Annotated in this window: 15 protein-coding genes; 7 read left to right on the top strand and 8 right to left on the bottom strand. The window is 47.4% G+C overall.

The window, feature by feature from the left end:
- Positions 1-5: 5 nt before the first annotated feature.
- The 6 genes from NO559_RS02430 to pyrC all read right to left on the bottom strand — a co-directional run bounded on the left by NO559_RS02430 (position 6) and on the right by pyrC (position 5,331).
- Positions 6-341 (bottom strand): transposase, encoded by a 336-nt coding sequence (locus NO559_RS02430; protein ID WP_258330182.1) that lies wholly within the window; start codon positions 339-341, stop codon positions 6-8.
- A gap of 137 nt (positions 342-478) precedes the next feature.
- Positions 479-1,087 (bottom strand): LysE family translocator, encoded by a 609-nt coding sequence (locus NO559_RS02425; RefSeq protein ID WP_258330181.1) that lies wholly within the window; start codon positions 1,085-1,087, stop codon positions 479-481.
- 28 nt (positions 1,088-1,115) lie between these two features.
- The gene (locus NO559_RS02420) at positions 1,116-1,808 is read right to left on the bottom strand and encodes a transposase (RefSeq protein ID WP_258330180.1); all 693 of its coding nucleotides are present in this window, start codon (positions 1,806-1,808) and stop codon (positions 1,116-1,118) included.
- 322 nt (positions 1,809-2,130) lie between these two features.
- Entirely contained in the window at positions 2,131-2,886 is a 756-nt protein-coding gene (locus NO559_RS02415) for a hypothetical protein (protein ID WP_258330179.1), read from the bottom strand.
- 671 nt (positions 2,887-3,557) lie between these two features.
- A complete protein-coding gene (rnt, locus tag NO559_RS02410; protein WP_258330178.1) occupies positions 3,558-4,244 on the bottom strand; it encodes a ribonuclease T in 687 nt (228 codons plus the stop codon).
- Between the two features lie 43 nt (positions 4,245-4,287).
- Positions 4,288-5,331, bottom strand: a complete 1,044-nt coding sequence (pyrC, locus tag NO559_RS02405) for a dihydroorotase (protein WP_258330177.1) — start codon at positions 5,329-5,331, stop codon at positions 4,288-4,290.
- Between the two features lie 192 nt (positions 5,332-5,523).
- On the opposite strand from pyrC, the gene NO559_RS02400 reads away from it, so the two are divergent.
- The 3 genes from NO559_RS02400 (at position 5,524) to NO559_RS02390 (ending at position 8,460) form a co-directional block, all read left to right on the top strand.
- Positions 5,524-6,390: an OmpA family protein gene (locus NO559_RS02400; RefSeq protein ID WP_258330176.1), complete on the top strand. Its 867-nt coding sequence runs from the start codon at positions 5,524-5,526 to the stop codon at positions 6,388-6,390.
- A gap of 149 nt (positions 6,391-6,539) precedes the next feature.
- Positions 6,540-7,763: an argininosuccinate synthase gene (locus NO559_RS02395; RefSeq protein ID WP_258330175.1), complete on the top strand. Its 1,224-nt coding sequence runs from the start codon at positions 6,540-6,542 to the stop codon at positions 7,761-7,763.
- A 184-nt stretch (positions 7,764-7,947) separates the two neighbouring features.
- A complete protein-coding gene (locus NO559_RS02390) occupies positions 7,948-8,460 on the top strand; it encodes a porin family protein (protein ID WP_258330174.1) in 513 nt (170 codons plus the stop codon).
- A gap of 181 nt (positions 8,461-8,641) precedes the next feature.
- Here NO559_RS02390 and NO559_RS02385 read toward each other — a convergent pair whose 3' ends face one another.
- Positions 8,642-9,181, bottom strand: a complete 540-nt coding sequence (locus NO559_RS02385; protein ID WP_258330173.1) for a response regulator transcription factor — start codon at positions 9,179-9,181, stop codon at positions 8,642-8,644.
- Positions 9,178-10,470, bottom strand: coding sequence for an ATP-binding protein (locus tag NO559_RS02380; protein WP_258330172.1), 1,293 nt, complete (start codon positions 10,468-10,470; stop codon positions 9,178-9,180). The genes NO559_RS02385 and NO559_RS02380 overlap by 4 nt, the downstream gene beginning before the upstream one ends.
- 342 nt (positions 10,471-10,812) lie before the next feature.
- Here NO559_RS02380 and NO559_RS02375 point away from each other — a divergent pair, with 342 nt between their 5' ends.
- The 4 genes from NO559_RS02375 to NO559_RS02360 all read left to right on the top strand — a co-directional run bounded on the left by NO559_RS02375 (position 10,813) and on the right by NO559_RS02360 (position 15,044).
- Entirely contained in the window at positions 10,813-11,601 is a 789-nt protein-coding gene (locus NO559_RS02375; RefSeq protein WP_258330171.1) for a type IV toxin-antitoxin system AbiEi family antitoxin, read from the top strand.
- The gene (locus tag NO559_RS02370; protein WP_258330170.1) at positions 11,594-12,490 is read left to right on the top strand and encodes a nucleotidyl transferase AbiEii/AbiGii toxin family protein; all 897 of its coding nucleotides are present in this window, start codon (positions 11,594-11,596) and stop codon (positions 12,488-12,490) included. The genes NO559_RS02375 and NO559_RS02370 overlap by 8 nt, the downstream gene beginning before the upstream one ends.
- 99 nt (positions 12,491-12,589) lie before the next feature.
- A complete protein-coding gene (locus tag NO559_RS02365) occupies positions 12,590-14,176 on the top strand; it encodes a peptide chain release factor 3 (RefSeq protein ID WP_258330169.1) in 1,587 nt (528 codons plus the stop codon).
- Complete coding sequence (locus NO559_RS02360; RefSeq protein ID WP_258330168.1) at positions 14,145-15,044, top strand: DUF72 domain-containing protein; 900 nt, start codon at positions 14,145-14,147, stop codon at positions 15,042-15,044. Before NO559_RS02365 ends, NO559_RS02360 begins: the two co-directional genes overlap by 32 nt.
- Positions 15,045-15,052: the final 8 nt, after the last annotated feature.

Raw genomic sequence — 15,052 nt, 5'->3', positions numbered from 1 at the left:
ATTCTTTATGAAGAGGAATCTTTCCGACGCTGTTCCGCGAAGTACTCCTGCGCCTTTTTTAGGATTTCAGCATCCGTCTTAGCGCGTTCCAACTGCTTTTTGAGTTGTCGATTTTCGGCCTCAAGGGTCTTGTAGCTTTTTTCAGGGGGGCGTGTTTTCTTCAAGGGGGCTACCAGCATGTCATTGTCGGATAAATAAATTCTACGCCAACGATGCAGTAGACCAATGTTAATGTCTAGATCAACCGCAAGCTGAGCCAGCGTACCAGGGGTTTCAATAGAGCGCCGGACGGCTTCAAGCCGAAAAGCCTCCGTGTATCGTTTATTGGGTTTGTATTGCATAAACACCTCTCAATTACTTCATTTGAAAAGTGTCCGTTCTTTTGGGGTCACACCAAAGAAAAGGGCCGAGTGATCGGCCCTTTTTTGTGGCTGGTTAAATTATCTTGGGGGGGGGAAGCCATTGCTTATATATTAGCTCATGCCTTTATTAATAGGTACGCGCCAATGCCAGCCATCAAGCTGCCGGCTGCAAGTTTAAATGTGCGCTGTGTTTTAGTGTTTGTGAACAGCGATGCTAATTTATTGGCGGAATAGGCGTAACCCAACTTAACGCCGCCTACTGCTACTATGGTCAGCGCTATAAGTATTAGTATCTCTGATAAACTGACCGTGGTTAGGTCAACAAAAGCTGGAAATAAGCTGGCATAAAAAAATATCGCTTTAACATCAGCAAGGGTGACGATCAGGCCAGAAAGGAAGCTAGCTGATAATGTTGAGCTTGGACTCTTCGCGGGCAGTAAAGGTTTCGAATTGATAAGGTTTATGCCAAGCCCTATCAAATAAATACCTGCCAAATACCGCATTATTAAGAAAAGCTCCCCCATCACCTCAGCTAATGCGGCCATACCCAAAACAGCGCAAATAACAAAAATAAGGTCGCCAACAACGATGCCAGCTGCCACAGCAGCGCCGCTTAAAAAACCTGCCATGGATGCTCGCGCCACCACCAAAGCGACGCTAGTACTGGGAATTAGCGCCAGGGCTACCATGACTGTAAATAAGGTGACTATCTCAACAATGCTCATCTTTAAAAGGGGTCGTAACGATTATTTTTTATACAGAGTCTAGCCGTGGCCTGCCTCTATTGCCCGTACCAATTTTACGATTAAGGGCGCTCTCAACTTGCGCCTTAAACCGATTATTTCCTAAAGGAAAGTTCTTCTTCAGGCCTTCACGAAGCTGATGCACATCGTGATCAGGTAGTGCCACGTTAAACAAAGCTCGGTAACGCAAGTGCTTATCCGCTTTGGTATTAGCCAATGCTGCAAAGCTGGCATGCTCGCTCACGAGTTCATCAGTCTCACCTAAAGCATTGGATCTATAACTAGACCAAGGATATTGCTCAGGTGACTGAACCATATTGGCCGTCACAGGGTTTAACTCTATATAGCGATAGCAGAGTAACAAGTAGTGCTCTGCATCAACTAGGCTACTTTTATGCCTGCCCTCCCATAAAGTGCCACTGCGTTTGTACGTTTTATTAATATATTGCACATATTGACGCCCAACATGCTGAATTATTCTAGATATGCTATCGGCATAGCAAGGTGTGATGAGCAAATGCACATGGTTAGTCATCAAACAATACGCGTGTAAAAAACCGCCGTAGCGTTTTAAACCTTCCGCTAATAATGTTTTGTAGTACTGATAATCAGCATCGCTAAAAAAACAGGCATCTCTGTTATTGCCCCGTTGCACGATATGGGCTGGTATACCGGGTATATACATCCGTGTTTTTCTTGGCATCGCAAATTCCTTTTGCAATTGTTATTGGGGTTGTATAACTATAGCATGAAGGGGTGTATGAAAAATAATCGTTACGACTCCTTTAATTCCGGGTATGTACATCCGTGTTTTTCTTGGCATCGCAAATTCCTTTTGCAATTGTTATTGGGTTTGAGGCACTAAAGCATTATAGGGCTGTATGAAAAATAATCGTTACGACCCCTTTAATCTCTTAGCTGCGAGATGGATGGATTAAGCTTCACCATTCTTAGTGAAACGCCCTGTGCGGACCCGCATGCAGGGTGTTGTGGGGAGGGCTGGTTAGATACCAGTCCTTACCCGATTATGTGACGATTCGTAGGTGTGGCTCATAATCTTCACAGCAAGGCACGCCTTCAATTTTTGTTTGGCCACAAATTTCGCAGTATTCAGCGGGTATACCCCGGCAACACCAAAAGCAGTACGGTTCGTCTTTTTGCTCCATGACCAAATACTCGTGGCGACATTGTGGGCACGTATCTGTTCCGATGAATTCCTCAGGAGTGTTCTCTTCCTCAATATTCCATTCAGGCCATTTTTCTTTTAACCATGTTTCAAGCCTATGATTTGCCACACCGTGCCTTTCGTTGTAATCTGTGACCAACTCTCTAATATTCTCTAGCAGCTCTGGCTCAATCAATCCTTCAGGCAACTTTTGGAGTTGAAATTCCATGAAATACAGTATGAATTTCAAAGCTTGTGAGATTAACTCTCGGTCTTCATCTTCGTGATCGTATCGGTGGTGTTCAATCCTATTTCTTTTCGATTGCAGGTTTCTTATTGCTTTTGCTTGCTCTTCTGGAATTCCAAGATTTAGGTTCTCTAACCTAATAAGAATCTCAGAGAAACCTACAGTGGCTGAGTTGTCGGTAATTTTTTTATCAATATTTCTATAGATTAAAATTGGATTAACCTGATAAAGGTACTCTTTAAGCATCAATTCTATTGAATGAAAAACGGTTAAGATCGCATGCTTTCTTGTACTATACTGATTCCCCGACATATAGAACTGCATGCCGACTTTCAATGAATCTAGTGCATTTTCAAATATTGGGCTCAAGATATCTCCTAGTCACATAACGCCCATGGCTGCTGAAAACACGTAGCCGAAGGCTGAGTGGTTTTCCACAGCCCATGCTTGTTATGCTTTGGTTTACTACGATATTCATAAATTTTTAGTTAGTGCCTTTTTCTTTTGTCGTTTACGGCAGAAATAGCTATGCCTACTGAAGTAATAACCATACCTGAAAGTATTTCAGTTTGTGAGATAAGGATATCTTTGGCGATACAAATATAAATTGAATATGCGATTAAACATAAGCCAATCAGTATTAAAATTAGAGACGTTACTTTTTCGATCATCCTATCTCGCTATAGAAGCATAACAGCTTATTAAGTGGAACAGATCCATATATACCCATTCCCTTGGTTTGAATTATTTTCCTGCCAGTATCCACAATTCCCATTTAACATCAATCAGATAGAAGCAGTAATATTCACACTTTTGTAAGTAGGTAGATCAGCTCTATTTATTTAACCGCGTGCTATTTACAGAATACTAATTAGCGCTGCTCGCAATATGTTGATTTATTAGCGCTTAATTTTTATTAGCAATGCCATTATTGTAAATAAACGGATTCAATCCCTTGTTTATACCCATATCGCCAATAAACAAATAACCCACCAGCCACGCCATAAAAAAAGGGCCAAAAATATAGGCCCTTTTTCTATTTAGCGCTCTTCGCTATCGGCGGTGGCGGTTTCTTCGGTATAGCCAGCCTGTGCAGTTAGCGCCAAGTCCCAACCCCCTAAGTCTTTCCAGCGGTTGACGATTAAGCAAAACAGTTCAGCGGTTTTTTCGGTGTCGTAAGCCGCTGAGTGGGCGGCGGTATTACAAAATTCTAAACCCGCTGCCACGCAGCTTTTGGCTAGTACGGTTTGGCCAAAGGCCAGCCCCGATAAGGTGGCGGTATCGAACATAGAGAAGGGGTGAAAGGGGTTGCGCTTTATGCCGCAACGCTCTATGGCGGCCATCACAAAACCGTGGTCGAAGTGGGCGTTGTGGCCTACTAGCACGGCGCGGGTGCAGTCGTGGGCTTTGACCTTGGCGCGTATCAGTTGCAGCAGGTCGGGGAATACCATTTCTTCGGGTTCGGCTTCGCGCTCGGGGTCGTGCGGGTCTATGCCGGTAAACTCCAGGGCGGATTGCTCTAAGTTGGCGCCTTCGAAGGGGTCTACGTTGAAGTCGAAGGTTTCATCAATGCAGAGTTCGCCAGCCTCGTTCATTGTGAGGGTGGTGGCGGCTATTTCTAGCAGGGCATCGGTGCGGCAGTTAAAGCCGCCAGTTTCTACATCGATCACCACCGGCAAAAAGCCGCGAAAGCGTTCTGCCAGGGGGTGTTTTTTGTTGTCTTCCACAGAGTTTCCTAAGGTTGTTGGGCGCGTTTATGAGCTAATGGGTTTAGGCGAGTTTGGGTTTTACTTGCCATTGCAGGGTTTCGCCCGCGCATAGCGGTATTAGTGGCTGGCCACCTAGGCTGAGTTGCGCTGGCACTTGCCAAGGCGACTTGCTTAGGGTGATGGTGTCGCTGTTGCGGGGCAGGCCGTAAAAGTCGGGGCCAAAGTGGCTGGCAAAGGCTTCTAGTTTGTCTAGTGCGCCCGCCTGTTCAAAGGCTTCGGCATACAGTTCTATCGCGGCATAGGCGGTGTAGCATCCGGCGCAGCCGCAGCTGGTTTCTTTATTGCCTTGTATGTGTGGCGCTGAGTCTGTGCCCAGAAAAAACTGTGGGTTGCCGCTGGTGGCGGCCGCGATTAGCGCTTGCTGGTGAATATTGCGCTTTAAAATAGGCAGGCAGTAGTAGTGGGGGCGTATGCCGCCGGCCAGCATATGGTTGCGGTTATACAGTAGGTGGTGGGCGGTGATGGTGGCCGCCACATTACCGGGGTTGTTGCTAACAAACTCTACTGCATCTTTGGTGGTGATGTGCTCCAGCACTACTTTTAAGTTGGGTAAGTCGCTCACCAGTGGTTGCAGGGTGCGCTCTATAAAGGCCTGCTCGCGGTCGAATATGTCTATGTGGCTGTCGGTGACTTCACCGTGTACCAGTAGCAATATGCCTTGCTCTTGCATGGCCTGTAATACGGGGTAGAGCTTTTTAATGTCGGTTACGCCCGAGTCGGAGTTGGTGGTGGCGCCAGCTGGGTAGAGCTTACAGGCCACTACACCGGCCTGCTTAGCGGCGCGTATATCCTCGGCGGTGGTGTTGTCGGTGAGGTATAGCACCATTAGCGGTTCAAACTGCCTGGGGCTGTCGGCCTGGGCGGCATTGATACGCGCCTTATAATCTAACGCTTGGCTGGCGTTCATTACCGGTGGTACCAGGTTGGGCATAATAATGGCGCGGCCAAAGTAGCGGGCCATGGCGGGGGCGGTGTCAGCTAGGGCTGCGCCGTCGCGTAGGTGTACGTGCCAATCATCGGGGCGGGTAATTTCTAGGGTGGTCATGGTATGGGCCTTATTACATCAATGCGCGAATGCTACCGGAATAGCGGCTTTGATTAAAGAAATGCCTAGCTAGACGGTAAAGAATTTGGCCATTTGGTCGATATTAACCTTAATGCTGGGCCTGGCGTGTGGATTTAGGCCCATACTTACTTAGGCTTTTTATGGCTGTTAGCGGGTTTAAAGAGGTTGGCCGTGTTGCTTAAACAATTGTTATGGGTGTTGATACTACTAACGACTAGCCTGCAGGGCTGGGCGATAAAGTATGCTGCGCCCATGGCTAGTGCGGAGTGGAATCTTGAGCTCTCCCCCTTTGAATGCCGCATGTGGCAGCCTATACCGGTTTATGGCGATGCGGTGTTTCAGTATCGAGCTGGTGAAAAGCAAAAGTTCTTTTTGGCTCCCACCCGCAAAACCATGAAAACAGGCAAGGCTTTATTGGTGTCTAGCCCGCCGGTATGGGATGAGACCAGGCCCAGCCAGCAATTGGGCTATGTGCCGGTTAACGATAGCAATCGCCCGGTGCAGTTAAAGGCCACGCAGGCCAATCAGTTATTGACTGAGCTGGATAAGGGCATGACGCCGGTATTTACCCGCCAGTCCTGGTATAGCGACACCGAGCGGGTGCATGTGGGGTTGTCGTCAATTAACTTCCGCAAGTCTTACCAAGAGTACCGCAAGTGTTTGGCAACCCTGCTACCGGTTAATTTTGATCAAATTGCTAAGTCGCGGCTACGTTTTGCCAGCGCTCGCTGGGAGTTAACGCCCGATTCAATTAAGCGTTTAGATACCATTGTGCATTATGTGAAAGCTGACCCTTCGGTGACGGGCTTTTTTGTGGATGGCCATACCGATGATATGGGGCGGCGCTTAGCTAACCTAGACTTATCCAAAAAACGCGCTGAGGCAGTAACCAAGTACCTGGTGGCCAAGGGCATAGACGAAAGCTTAATCACCACCCGTTACCACGGTGAGCGCTACCCCATAGTTAAAAATAAAGACGCCAAATCTCGCAGGCTTAACCGCCGCGTGACCATACGCCTAGAACGCACCGAACTCTAGGTGGCTGTGTAGCCCTTGTTAAAAGCCCCGCTAGGCATGGCCTTTAGCGCCAATCCCCAGTAGAATACGCGCTCGCAAAAACTTGCCCCAATTTATTCTCAGCCCCGCGCAGCAACCGCTGTGTGTGGCCCAAAGGCGTGGAGACTTACATGTCAGATATTAAAAAAGTAGTGCTAGCCTACTCAGGTGGTTTAGATACCTCCGTGATTGTTAAGTGGTTACAAGAGACATATAACTGCGAAGTGGTCACCTTTACTGCCGATATAGGCCAGGGTGAAGAAGTAGAACCCGCCCGCGCCAAAGCCAAGGCTATGGGTATTAAAGAAATCTACATCGATGACCTACGCGAAGAGTTTGCCCGCGATTTCGTATTCCCCATGTTCCGCGCCAATGCCATTTACGAAGGTGAATACCTGTTGGGCACCTCTATTGCCCGCCCGCTTATTGCCAAGCGTTTAATAGAAATTGCTAACGAGACTGGCGCTGACGCTATCTCTCACGGTGCTACCGGTAAAGGTAATGACCAGGTGCGTTTTGAGCTGGGTGCCTATGCACTTAAGCCCGGCATTCAAGTGATTGCGCCTTGGCGTGAATGGGACTTAACTTCGCGTGAAACTCTAATGGACTACTGCGCCAAGCACGAGATCCCCGTTGACTACGCCAACGCCAAAAAGAAATCCCCTTACTCTATGGATGCCAACCTGCTGCACATCTCTTACGAGGGCGGCAACTTGGAAGATCCATGGTGGGAAGCGGAAGACCCAGATATGTGGCGCTGGACGGTAGCGCCAGAGCAGGCTCCTGATCAGCCTACTTATTTAGAAATCACTTATGAAAAAGGTGACATCGTTGCCATTAATGGCGAGGCCATGAGCCCTGCTACAGTGATGGAATACTTAAACAAAGTAGGCGGCGAAAACGGTATAGGCCGTTTGGATATCGTAGAAAACCGCTACGTAGGTATGAAATCACGCGGCTGTTACGAAACTCCTGCTGGCACTATTATGATGAAAGCGCACCGCGGTATAGAATCCATCACCTTGGATAGAGAAGCAGCGCACTTAAAAGATGAGTTAATGCCTCGCTACGCCAAGTTGGTTTACAATGGTTACTGGTGGAGCCCAGAGCGTAAAATGCTACAACTCGCTATAGATGAATCACAAAAAGTGGTTAACGGTGATGTGCGCGTTAAGCTCTATAAAGGTTCGGTTAGCGTTGTGGGCCGTCGCTCACCCGATAGCTTGTTCGATGAAAAAATCGCCACCTTCGAAGACGACGCCGGCGCCTACGATCAAAAAGATGCCGAAGGCTTTATCAAATTGAACGCCTTGCGTTTACGCATAGCGGCCGATAAAGGTAGAGATATTTTGTAATCGCTTTGCGATTAGTTGCAAGCGGCAAGTTTTAAGCTGCAAGTAAAAAATAAAAAGCCAGGCATTTGCTTGGCTTTTTTGTGGGCGTTAAAAAGTGTGAATAATTCACAAAATAAAATGGCTGTATTATTTTTCTTAGCTGATATCATGCGCGCTCTTAACAATATAAATACAGAGGAATTGTATGAAAAATATACTTGCGCCCCTTTCTTTTGCCGCGCTAGCTAGCGTTTCAAGTTTTACTATGGCCGAAGAGTCTGGAAAATCTTATGAAGGTTTTTACTTGGGTTTTAAAACAGGTAACATGAGTTCGGACGTGGATGACATAGACGTAGAAAGCCCAAGAGGTTTTTTACTGGGTTGGGAGTTTGCCAACGGAGCGGCTGTAGAGTTTGAGCGTAATAATGCTGACTTAGATTGGAGTTATGATACGTACTGGGGTTCAGTGAGCGGTACCGAAGACTTTGATACTACTGCTATTTATGCTGTTTACCGGGCTTATAATCCAGATAATGGTATCTTTTTAAAATTAAAAGGCGGCATGTTGTCTGAAGAGGCCGCCTCAGAAGATGATACCGGTTTATCGGTAGGCATTGGCTTGGGCTATAGAGCTGAGCATGTGTCTGTAGAAGCTGAATTCACAGTTATTGAAGAAGATGTGAATTATTTGAGTATAGGCATTAACGCGCACTTTTAATAATCGCTTTGCGATTAGTGACAAGCGGCAAGCTTTAAGCTGCAAGTGAAAAAAGCCAGGCATTTGCTTGGCTTTTTTTGTGGCTGGCGAAATACTGTTTGCTTTGCTGGACTCCGGTTTTCACCGGAGTGACAATGAGCTTGCCTCTTGCCTCTTGCCTCTTGCCTCTTGCGGCTGCGCGTTAGCGCTTAACCGGTTTTTTTTGTAATTTTCTTTGCAAAGTGCGCCTATGCATACCCAGTGCTCTAGCAGTTGCCGATACATTATTGTTGTTTTCTTGTAATACTTTTTGTATGTGCTCCCACTCCAGCCTGTCTACTGAGTGGGGTTGATCGGGTATGGCTGGTTGTGTCTCGCTATCGCCAAAGGCTTTTAAAATCTCCTCTATGTTGGCGGGCTTGCACAGGTAGTTAAGTGCTCCCAGTTTTACCGCCTCCACGGCGGTGGCGATGCTGGAATAGCCGGTTAGCATTACTATATCCATGTCAGCTTGGGCGGCTTTTAATTGCGGGATAAGTTGTAAGCCCGATTCTTTATCCATTTTTAAATCGACTACAGCGCGCTGAAAGTTTTGCTGGGCTATGCAATTGAGGGCTTCGCTGCTGTTGTGAGCAATGCTAACGCTGTAGCCGCGCCGCTGAAAGGCGCGGCTCATTACCACGGTAAATTGAGGGTCGTCGTCTACTAATAAAATATGGCGTTGCTCGGTTGTATTACTCACGCTGTTACTTCGTTATTGTTGTAAGGGATGTTGAGTTCAGCCACGGTGCCACCTTGGGGGTGGTTGTGCAGCTCTATGTTACCACCATAGCGTTGCACGGTGGCATGGCTTAAAAATAAACCTAAACCCAGGCCGCGGCCTTTGGTGCTAATAAAAGGTTGCCCCATTTGTTCGGCTATTTCAGCACTAATGCCGGGGCCATGGTCGCGTATGCTTAGGGTGTAGTGATGCGCGTTCCAGCTTAAATGTATGGCTATGGTTTGCGGGCTGGCATCGGCGGCATTATTGAGTAGGTTTAAAATGGCTTGCTCCAGGGTGGTGTCGACTAGAGTGGTAGGCGCGGTACCCGCTTGGCTGGTGAAATTAAATTGCGCGTTGGGGCGTATCACCTGCCAATGGCTTAGCAGTTGCTCTAGGTAGTCGCTGAGTAGCACTTGCTCCTGTTGTTTTTGACTGTGTACTTGGGCGGTGTTGACCAGATTTTTTAAAATATGATTACAGCGGTTAACCTGCTGCTGCAATAACTGTATGTCTTCTTGTAGCTGCTGGTTGTTAGCGTTATCGGCTTTTATTTCATCTACTAATACGGTGATGGTCGATAGTGGCGTGCCCAGTTCGTGGGCAGTGCCTGCGGCTAAGGTGGCTACCGCCAGTATTTGTTCGTCTCTTAAAGTGTCTTCACGCTCTTTGGCCCATTGGCTTTCCCTTTGCCTTAAGGTGTTGGCCATTTTTACTACGAAGTAGGTAATAACGGCGGCGCTTAAACAAAAGTTAAACCACATGCCCAATATGTGCTGGTTAAAGCTGCTGCTACCGTGATGACTGTGGTCGATGACGGTAGTGGGTAGGGGCTCAAAATAAAATAACATTAGGCTGTACGCGGCCAGTGAGTAACCGGCAATAATCCAGGTATAACGCCAGGGTAAAATCGCCGCCGAGATACTCAGCGGCACTAAAAAATAGGAAACAAAAGGATTACTGGCGCCGCCACTTAAATACAACAAGCCAGAAATAATGCTGACGTCCGTAAGCAGGTGTAAAAAATATTCTAAGTCGGTCACCGGCCAGGCTTGGCGCAAGCGCAGCACGGTGGCGCATGCCACTAGGGCGTATAGCGAGGCAATAATGCTGTGGGTGGTATACAGGCTAATATCTTGTGCTTGCTGCAGCTGTAGGTAGGCCAGTGCTGCTGCTATGCCTGCTAATACAATGAGGCGAATAATGTTCAGGCGCTGTAAATTGGCGGCAGAGGCGGTAAGTGAGAGTGCAGTAGGGGTGTTGCCGAACATGCTAAGTATCTGTGCTGGTGAATGGTGCGGGTCAGTATATCGTAGCTGTGTGGCTTATACCTGTGGCGGATTGTCGCATAGGGGTTGCTAGTGTTTTGGTGGGTGAGGCCTTGCTGGCTCTTTGTTAATATTTTGCTGGCTAGGGCTATTTATTTGGCTAAGGTTGGGTTCTATTAAAGTGGTTATTAATTCCTGTCAGTTTCAGTGGCTAAGAAGCGTGCAGTCTTCACGTTGCATGACTCGGTTTATATTTGTGGTAATTTAGGTATTAAAACTACCCAAATAATTATAAATTTAAACTTTATCGTTGAGTTGGTTTAAAAAAATGGATAGATTGGTATTATGAATACCGAAAGAGGGCATAAAATAAACCAGCTTCTCAGCTCGCAGCCTTTAGGCATCGTGCTGGCTTCGTCGTGGTTGGGGGAGCAGGGTTATAGCCTTGATCTCCAGAAACAGTACAGAAAGAGCAAATGGTTTGATTCCATCGGCACTGGTGCTCTGATACGTCATGGCGATAAGGTAGACTATTTAGGCGGTATCTATGCCTTACAGACTCAGCTAGGGTTAGCCGTGCATCCAGCGGCTAAAACAGCACTATCTATGCAGGGTAAAGCCCAATATCTGGAGCTGGCTACCAAGTCGGTGCAACTCTTTGGTGGCAAAGAGGACAATTTGCCCCTTTGGTTTAAAAGGTGGGACTGGGGTGTCTCCGTAGACTGTAAGCTGACCTCGTTTCTACCCCCCAGCCTGGGGTTAGTAGAAATCGAGCACAAAAGCTTTAAGGTTAAGGTGTCTAGCCCCGCCAGAGCGGTAATGGAGTGCCTTTATCTAGCTCCTAAGTCGCAATCGCTTATGGAAGTCTATGAGCTAATGGAAGGCCTAAATAATTTGCGTCCAGCCACGGTTCAAACGCTGCTGGAAGCCTGTACTTCCGTGAAGGTGAAGCGCCTGTTTTTGTACTTAGCAGATAAGGCAGGGCATGAGTGGCTTAGCTATATCAATCTAACTAAGGTTGATCTGGGCTCAGGTAAACGCGCCATAGTGAATGATGGTGTTTATGTCTCGAAATACCAGATAACAGTACCCAAGGCTCTTTATTCAGTGAATAGGGAGGCTACTCATGAATGAAGCCTATAAAAAGCAGGTCGGGCTTCTTTTGGATGTTTTACCCGAAGTCGCCAAAGAAGAATGCTTTGCCATGCATGGTGGCACGGCGATCAATCTCTTTGTACGAGATATGCCGCGTCTATCAGTGGATATAGACTTAACCTATGTCGAAATAGCTGAGCGGAGTGAGACGCTGGATGGTATTAATGCTGCGTTATTGCGGATAAAAGAGCGTATCGAAAGCTTGCGCAGTTCAATACGAATTCAGCATAAAGCGAATGTTTGCAAACTATTGCTGGACGAGCATGGCACGACAATCAAGATAGAAGTGAATATGGTCGGGCGAGGTTTGCTGGGTGAGGCAGCCAAAGTTCAGCTGTGCGATGCGGCGCAGGAAGCATTCGATGCCTTTTGTGTTATACCTATGGTACCGCTGGCACAGCTCTATGGGGGGAAGCTCTGTGCCGCTTTGGATAGGCAACACCCAAGAGATTTATTTGATGTGAAGCTGCTACTGGATAATGAAGGCTTCACGGAGGAGATTAAACACGGATTTTTGTTTGGGCTAGTCAGTAGTAATCGTCCAACCTATGAAATGCTTAATCCGCATTTACAAGATCAGCACACAGCCTTTGTGCGGCAGTTTGAGGGCATGAGCACGGAAGTATTTAGTTACGAAGACTATGTGGCTACAAGGCACCAGCTTATAGAGATCATAAATACCAGCTTGGATGATAACGATAAGGCCTTTTTACTAAGCCTAAACCGCTTAGAGCCTGATTGGTCGATTTATGATTATCAGGACTTTCCATCGGTAAGATGGAAGCTTCTAAATTTGCAGAAATTCAAAAAGGAGAACCCAGAAAAATACCAGCAGCAATTGAGCGACCTGGAAAGCATTCTGGAGTAATAATTTATAGTGCATGCTTTATTCGGTAGAATACTGCACTTTTCAGCCCCCCGAAGGGGGGTAATGTAGTGAACAAATACAAATTAGGGTGTTAGCGGTATGGGTGGCAGCAATTTTATCAACGAAATCAATAAGCGAAGAACCTTCGCCATTATCTCCCACCCCGATGCGGGTAAAACCACTATCACCGAAAAATTACTGCTATTAGGCCAGTTAATTCAGGTGGCGGGTACGGTTAAGGGCAAAAAGGCCGATAGGCATGCCACCTCTGACTGGATGACCATGGAGCAGGAGCGGGGCATCTCGGTAACCTCCTCGGTGATGCAGTTCCCTTATAAGGGCCGCATGGTCAACCTGCTGGATACTCCGGGGCACGAGGACTTCTCTGAGGATACCTACCGCACGCTAACCGCGGTGGACTCGGCGCTGATGATAGTCGATGGCGCCAAGGGTGTAGAGGAACGCACCATTAAGCTAATGGATGTTTGCCGCCTGCGCGATACGCCCATCTTAAGCTTTGTAAACAAAATGGACCGCGATATACGCGACCCTATAGATCTGTTAGATGAGATAGAAGAAGTTTTAAAGATTGAAGGCGCGCCCATTAACTGGCCCATAGGCATGGGTAAAGAGTTTAAGGGGGTGTACAACCTCTATACCGATACCATCCATGTATTTAAGCAGGGCCAGAGCAGCGTCATCGCCGACGATATACGCATAGCAGGTTTAGAGAGCGATGAGGCCAAGCAGCTATTAGGCCTGTACTACGAGGACTTCGTAGAAGAGATTGAATTAGTTAAAGGCGCCAGCCATCAATTCAATTTAGAGGATTATCTGGCGGGCAAATTAACCCCCGTGTTTTTTGGTACCGCGCTGTCAAATTTTGGTGTACGGGAAATGTTGGATGGCTTTGTCGAGTGGGCGCCAGCGCCTTTAGCCAGGGCAACGGACGAGCGCAAGGTAGAAGCCACAGAGCCTGAGTTCAGTGGTTTTGTATTTAAAATCCAAGCCAATATGGACCCCAAGCACCGCGACCGTATTGCCTTTATGCGTATCTGCTCGGGTACCTATAAAAAAGGCATGAAGATGAAACATGTGCGCATAGGCAAGGATATTAAAATTGCCGATGCGGTTACCTTTAAGGCGGGCGAGCGCTCGGCGGTAGAAGAAGCCGTGTCTGGCGATATTATCGGCCTGCACAACCATGGCACCATACAAATCGGTGACACCTTTACCGAAGGCGAGCCCTTAAAATATACCGGCATCCCTCACTTTGCGCCGGAAATGTTCAGGCTAATACGCTTAAAAGATCCACTTAAGGCCAAGGCTTTGCAAAAAGGTTTGCAGCAGCTATCGGAAGAGGGCTCTACCCAGGTGTTTATGCCGCTGAACAACTCTAACCTTATTGTAGGTGCAGTGGGCCAGCTGCAATACGAAGTGGTGGCCTACCGTTTAAAAGATGAATACAAAGTATCGGCGATTTACGAGCCGGTCAGCGTGTACACCGCCAGATGGATAGAGTGTGACGACAGCAAAATGTTGGCCGAGTTTAAGCGCAAAGCAGGTGATAACCTGGCGATGGATGGCGGTGGCCATCTAACCTATTTGGCACCTACTCGCGTTAACTTGCAGTTAATGGAAGAGCGCTGGCCGGATGTTAAATTCCGTGCAACCCGCGAGCACTAAAGCTAAGTCTGGGGCAGACCAGCCCTATTATTTAGGCTTGCCGCTGTGGAGCAATAGCGATTGGCTGGGTAGCTTGTACCCGGCCGGCAGCAATAGCCAAAACTATTTGCAGCATTACTCCTCAGTATTTAATACCGTAGAGGGCAACACCACTTTTTATGCTCTGCCCAGTGTAGAAACGGTTAGCTCATGGCTAAGGCAGGCGCAGCCGGGTTTTAAATTTTGTTTTAAATTACCCAAAACCATTACCCACAGCGGCCGTTTAAAAGCTAGTGCTGAACTCAGCGCTTTTTTTACGCGCCTGGAACCTTTGGCGCCCTACCTGGGGCCTTTTATGATACAGCTGCCCGCCGAGGCCGATAAAAATGCTTTAGATGACATTATTGCTTTTATTGCTCAGTTGCCCACGGCCTTGCAGTTTTCATTAGAGGTACGCAGCTTAGATTATTTTCGCAAAGACGATATAGAAAAGCGTTTAAATCAAAGCCTCATGGCTAATAATATCGATAGGGTGTGTTTTGATAGCCGCGCCTTGTTTAGCGTAACGGCAACAACCGCAGCTGAAAAAGACGCGCAGCGCAAAAAGCCCAAGTTACCCGTGCATGCCATAGCAACAGCCAATAACCCCATTATTCGTTTTATAGGCACTAAAGACAGCGACTATAATCAACAGTATTACCAAGCCTGGCTGCCCAAAATTGCGCAGTGGTGTGCCGAGGGTAAAACCCCTTACTTTTATGTGCACACCCCCGCCAACCTAGTGACACCCCTGCACGCGCAAAGACTGCACAGTCAACTATCACACTTGCCCGGCTGGCGGCCCCTGGCAAAAACCCTACAAAGCAAAAATCAACTAGCCATGTTTTAACGCTAGCG

It is taken from the genome of Dasania sp. GY-MA-18, from assembly GCF_024734385.1.
GTDB classification, from domain to species: Bacteria; Pseudomonadota; Gammaproteobacteria; order Pseudomonadales; family Dasaniaceae; genus Dasania; species Dasania phycosphaerae.
This window is presented reverse-complemented; position numbering and strand designations above follow the sequence as displayed.

Coding starts and splice junctions, on each gene's coding strand:
- NO559_RS02430 (WP_258330182.1), bottom strand. CDS start 341: ATGCAATACAAACCCAATAAACGATACACGGAGGCTTTTCGGCTTGAA.
- NO559_RS02425 (WP_258330181.1), bottom strand. CDS start 1,087: ATGAGCATTGTTGAGATAGTCACCTTATTTACAGTCATGGTAGCCCTG.
- NO559_RS02420 (WP_258330180.1), bottom strand. CDS start 1,808: ATGCCAAGAAAAACACGGATGTATATACCCGGTATACCAGCCCATATC.
- pyrC (WP_258330177.1), bottom strand. CDS start 5,331: ATGACCACCCTAGAAATTACCCGCCCCGATGATTGGCACGTACACCTA.
- NO559_RS02395 (WP_258330175.1), top strand. CDS start 6,540: ATGTCAGATATTAAAAAAGTAGTGCTAGCCTACTCAGGTGGTTTAGAT.
- NO559_RS02390 (WP_258330174.1), top strand. CDS start 7,948: ATGAAAAATATACTTGCGCCCCTTTCTTTTGCCGCGCTAGCTAGCGTT.
- NO559_RS02380 (WP_258330172.1), bottom strand. CDS start 10,470: ATGTTCGGCAACACCCCTACTGCACTCTCACTTACCGCCTCTGCCGCC.
- NO559_RS02375 (WP_258330171.1), top strand. CDS start 10,813: ATGAATACCGAAAGAGGGCATAAAATAAACCAGCTTCTCAGCTCGCAG.
- NO559_RS02370 (WP_258330170.1), top strand. CDS start 11,594: ATGAATGAAGCCTATAAAAAGCAGGTCGGGCTTCTTTTGGATGTTTTA.
- NO559_RS02365 (WP_258330169.1), top strand. CDS start 12,590: ATGGGTGGCAGCAATTTTATCAACGAAATCAATAAGCGAAGAACCTTC.
- NO559_RS02360 (WP_258330168.1), top strand. CDS start 14,145: ATGTTAAATTCCGTGCAACCCGCGAGCACTAAAGCTAAGTCTGGGGCA.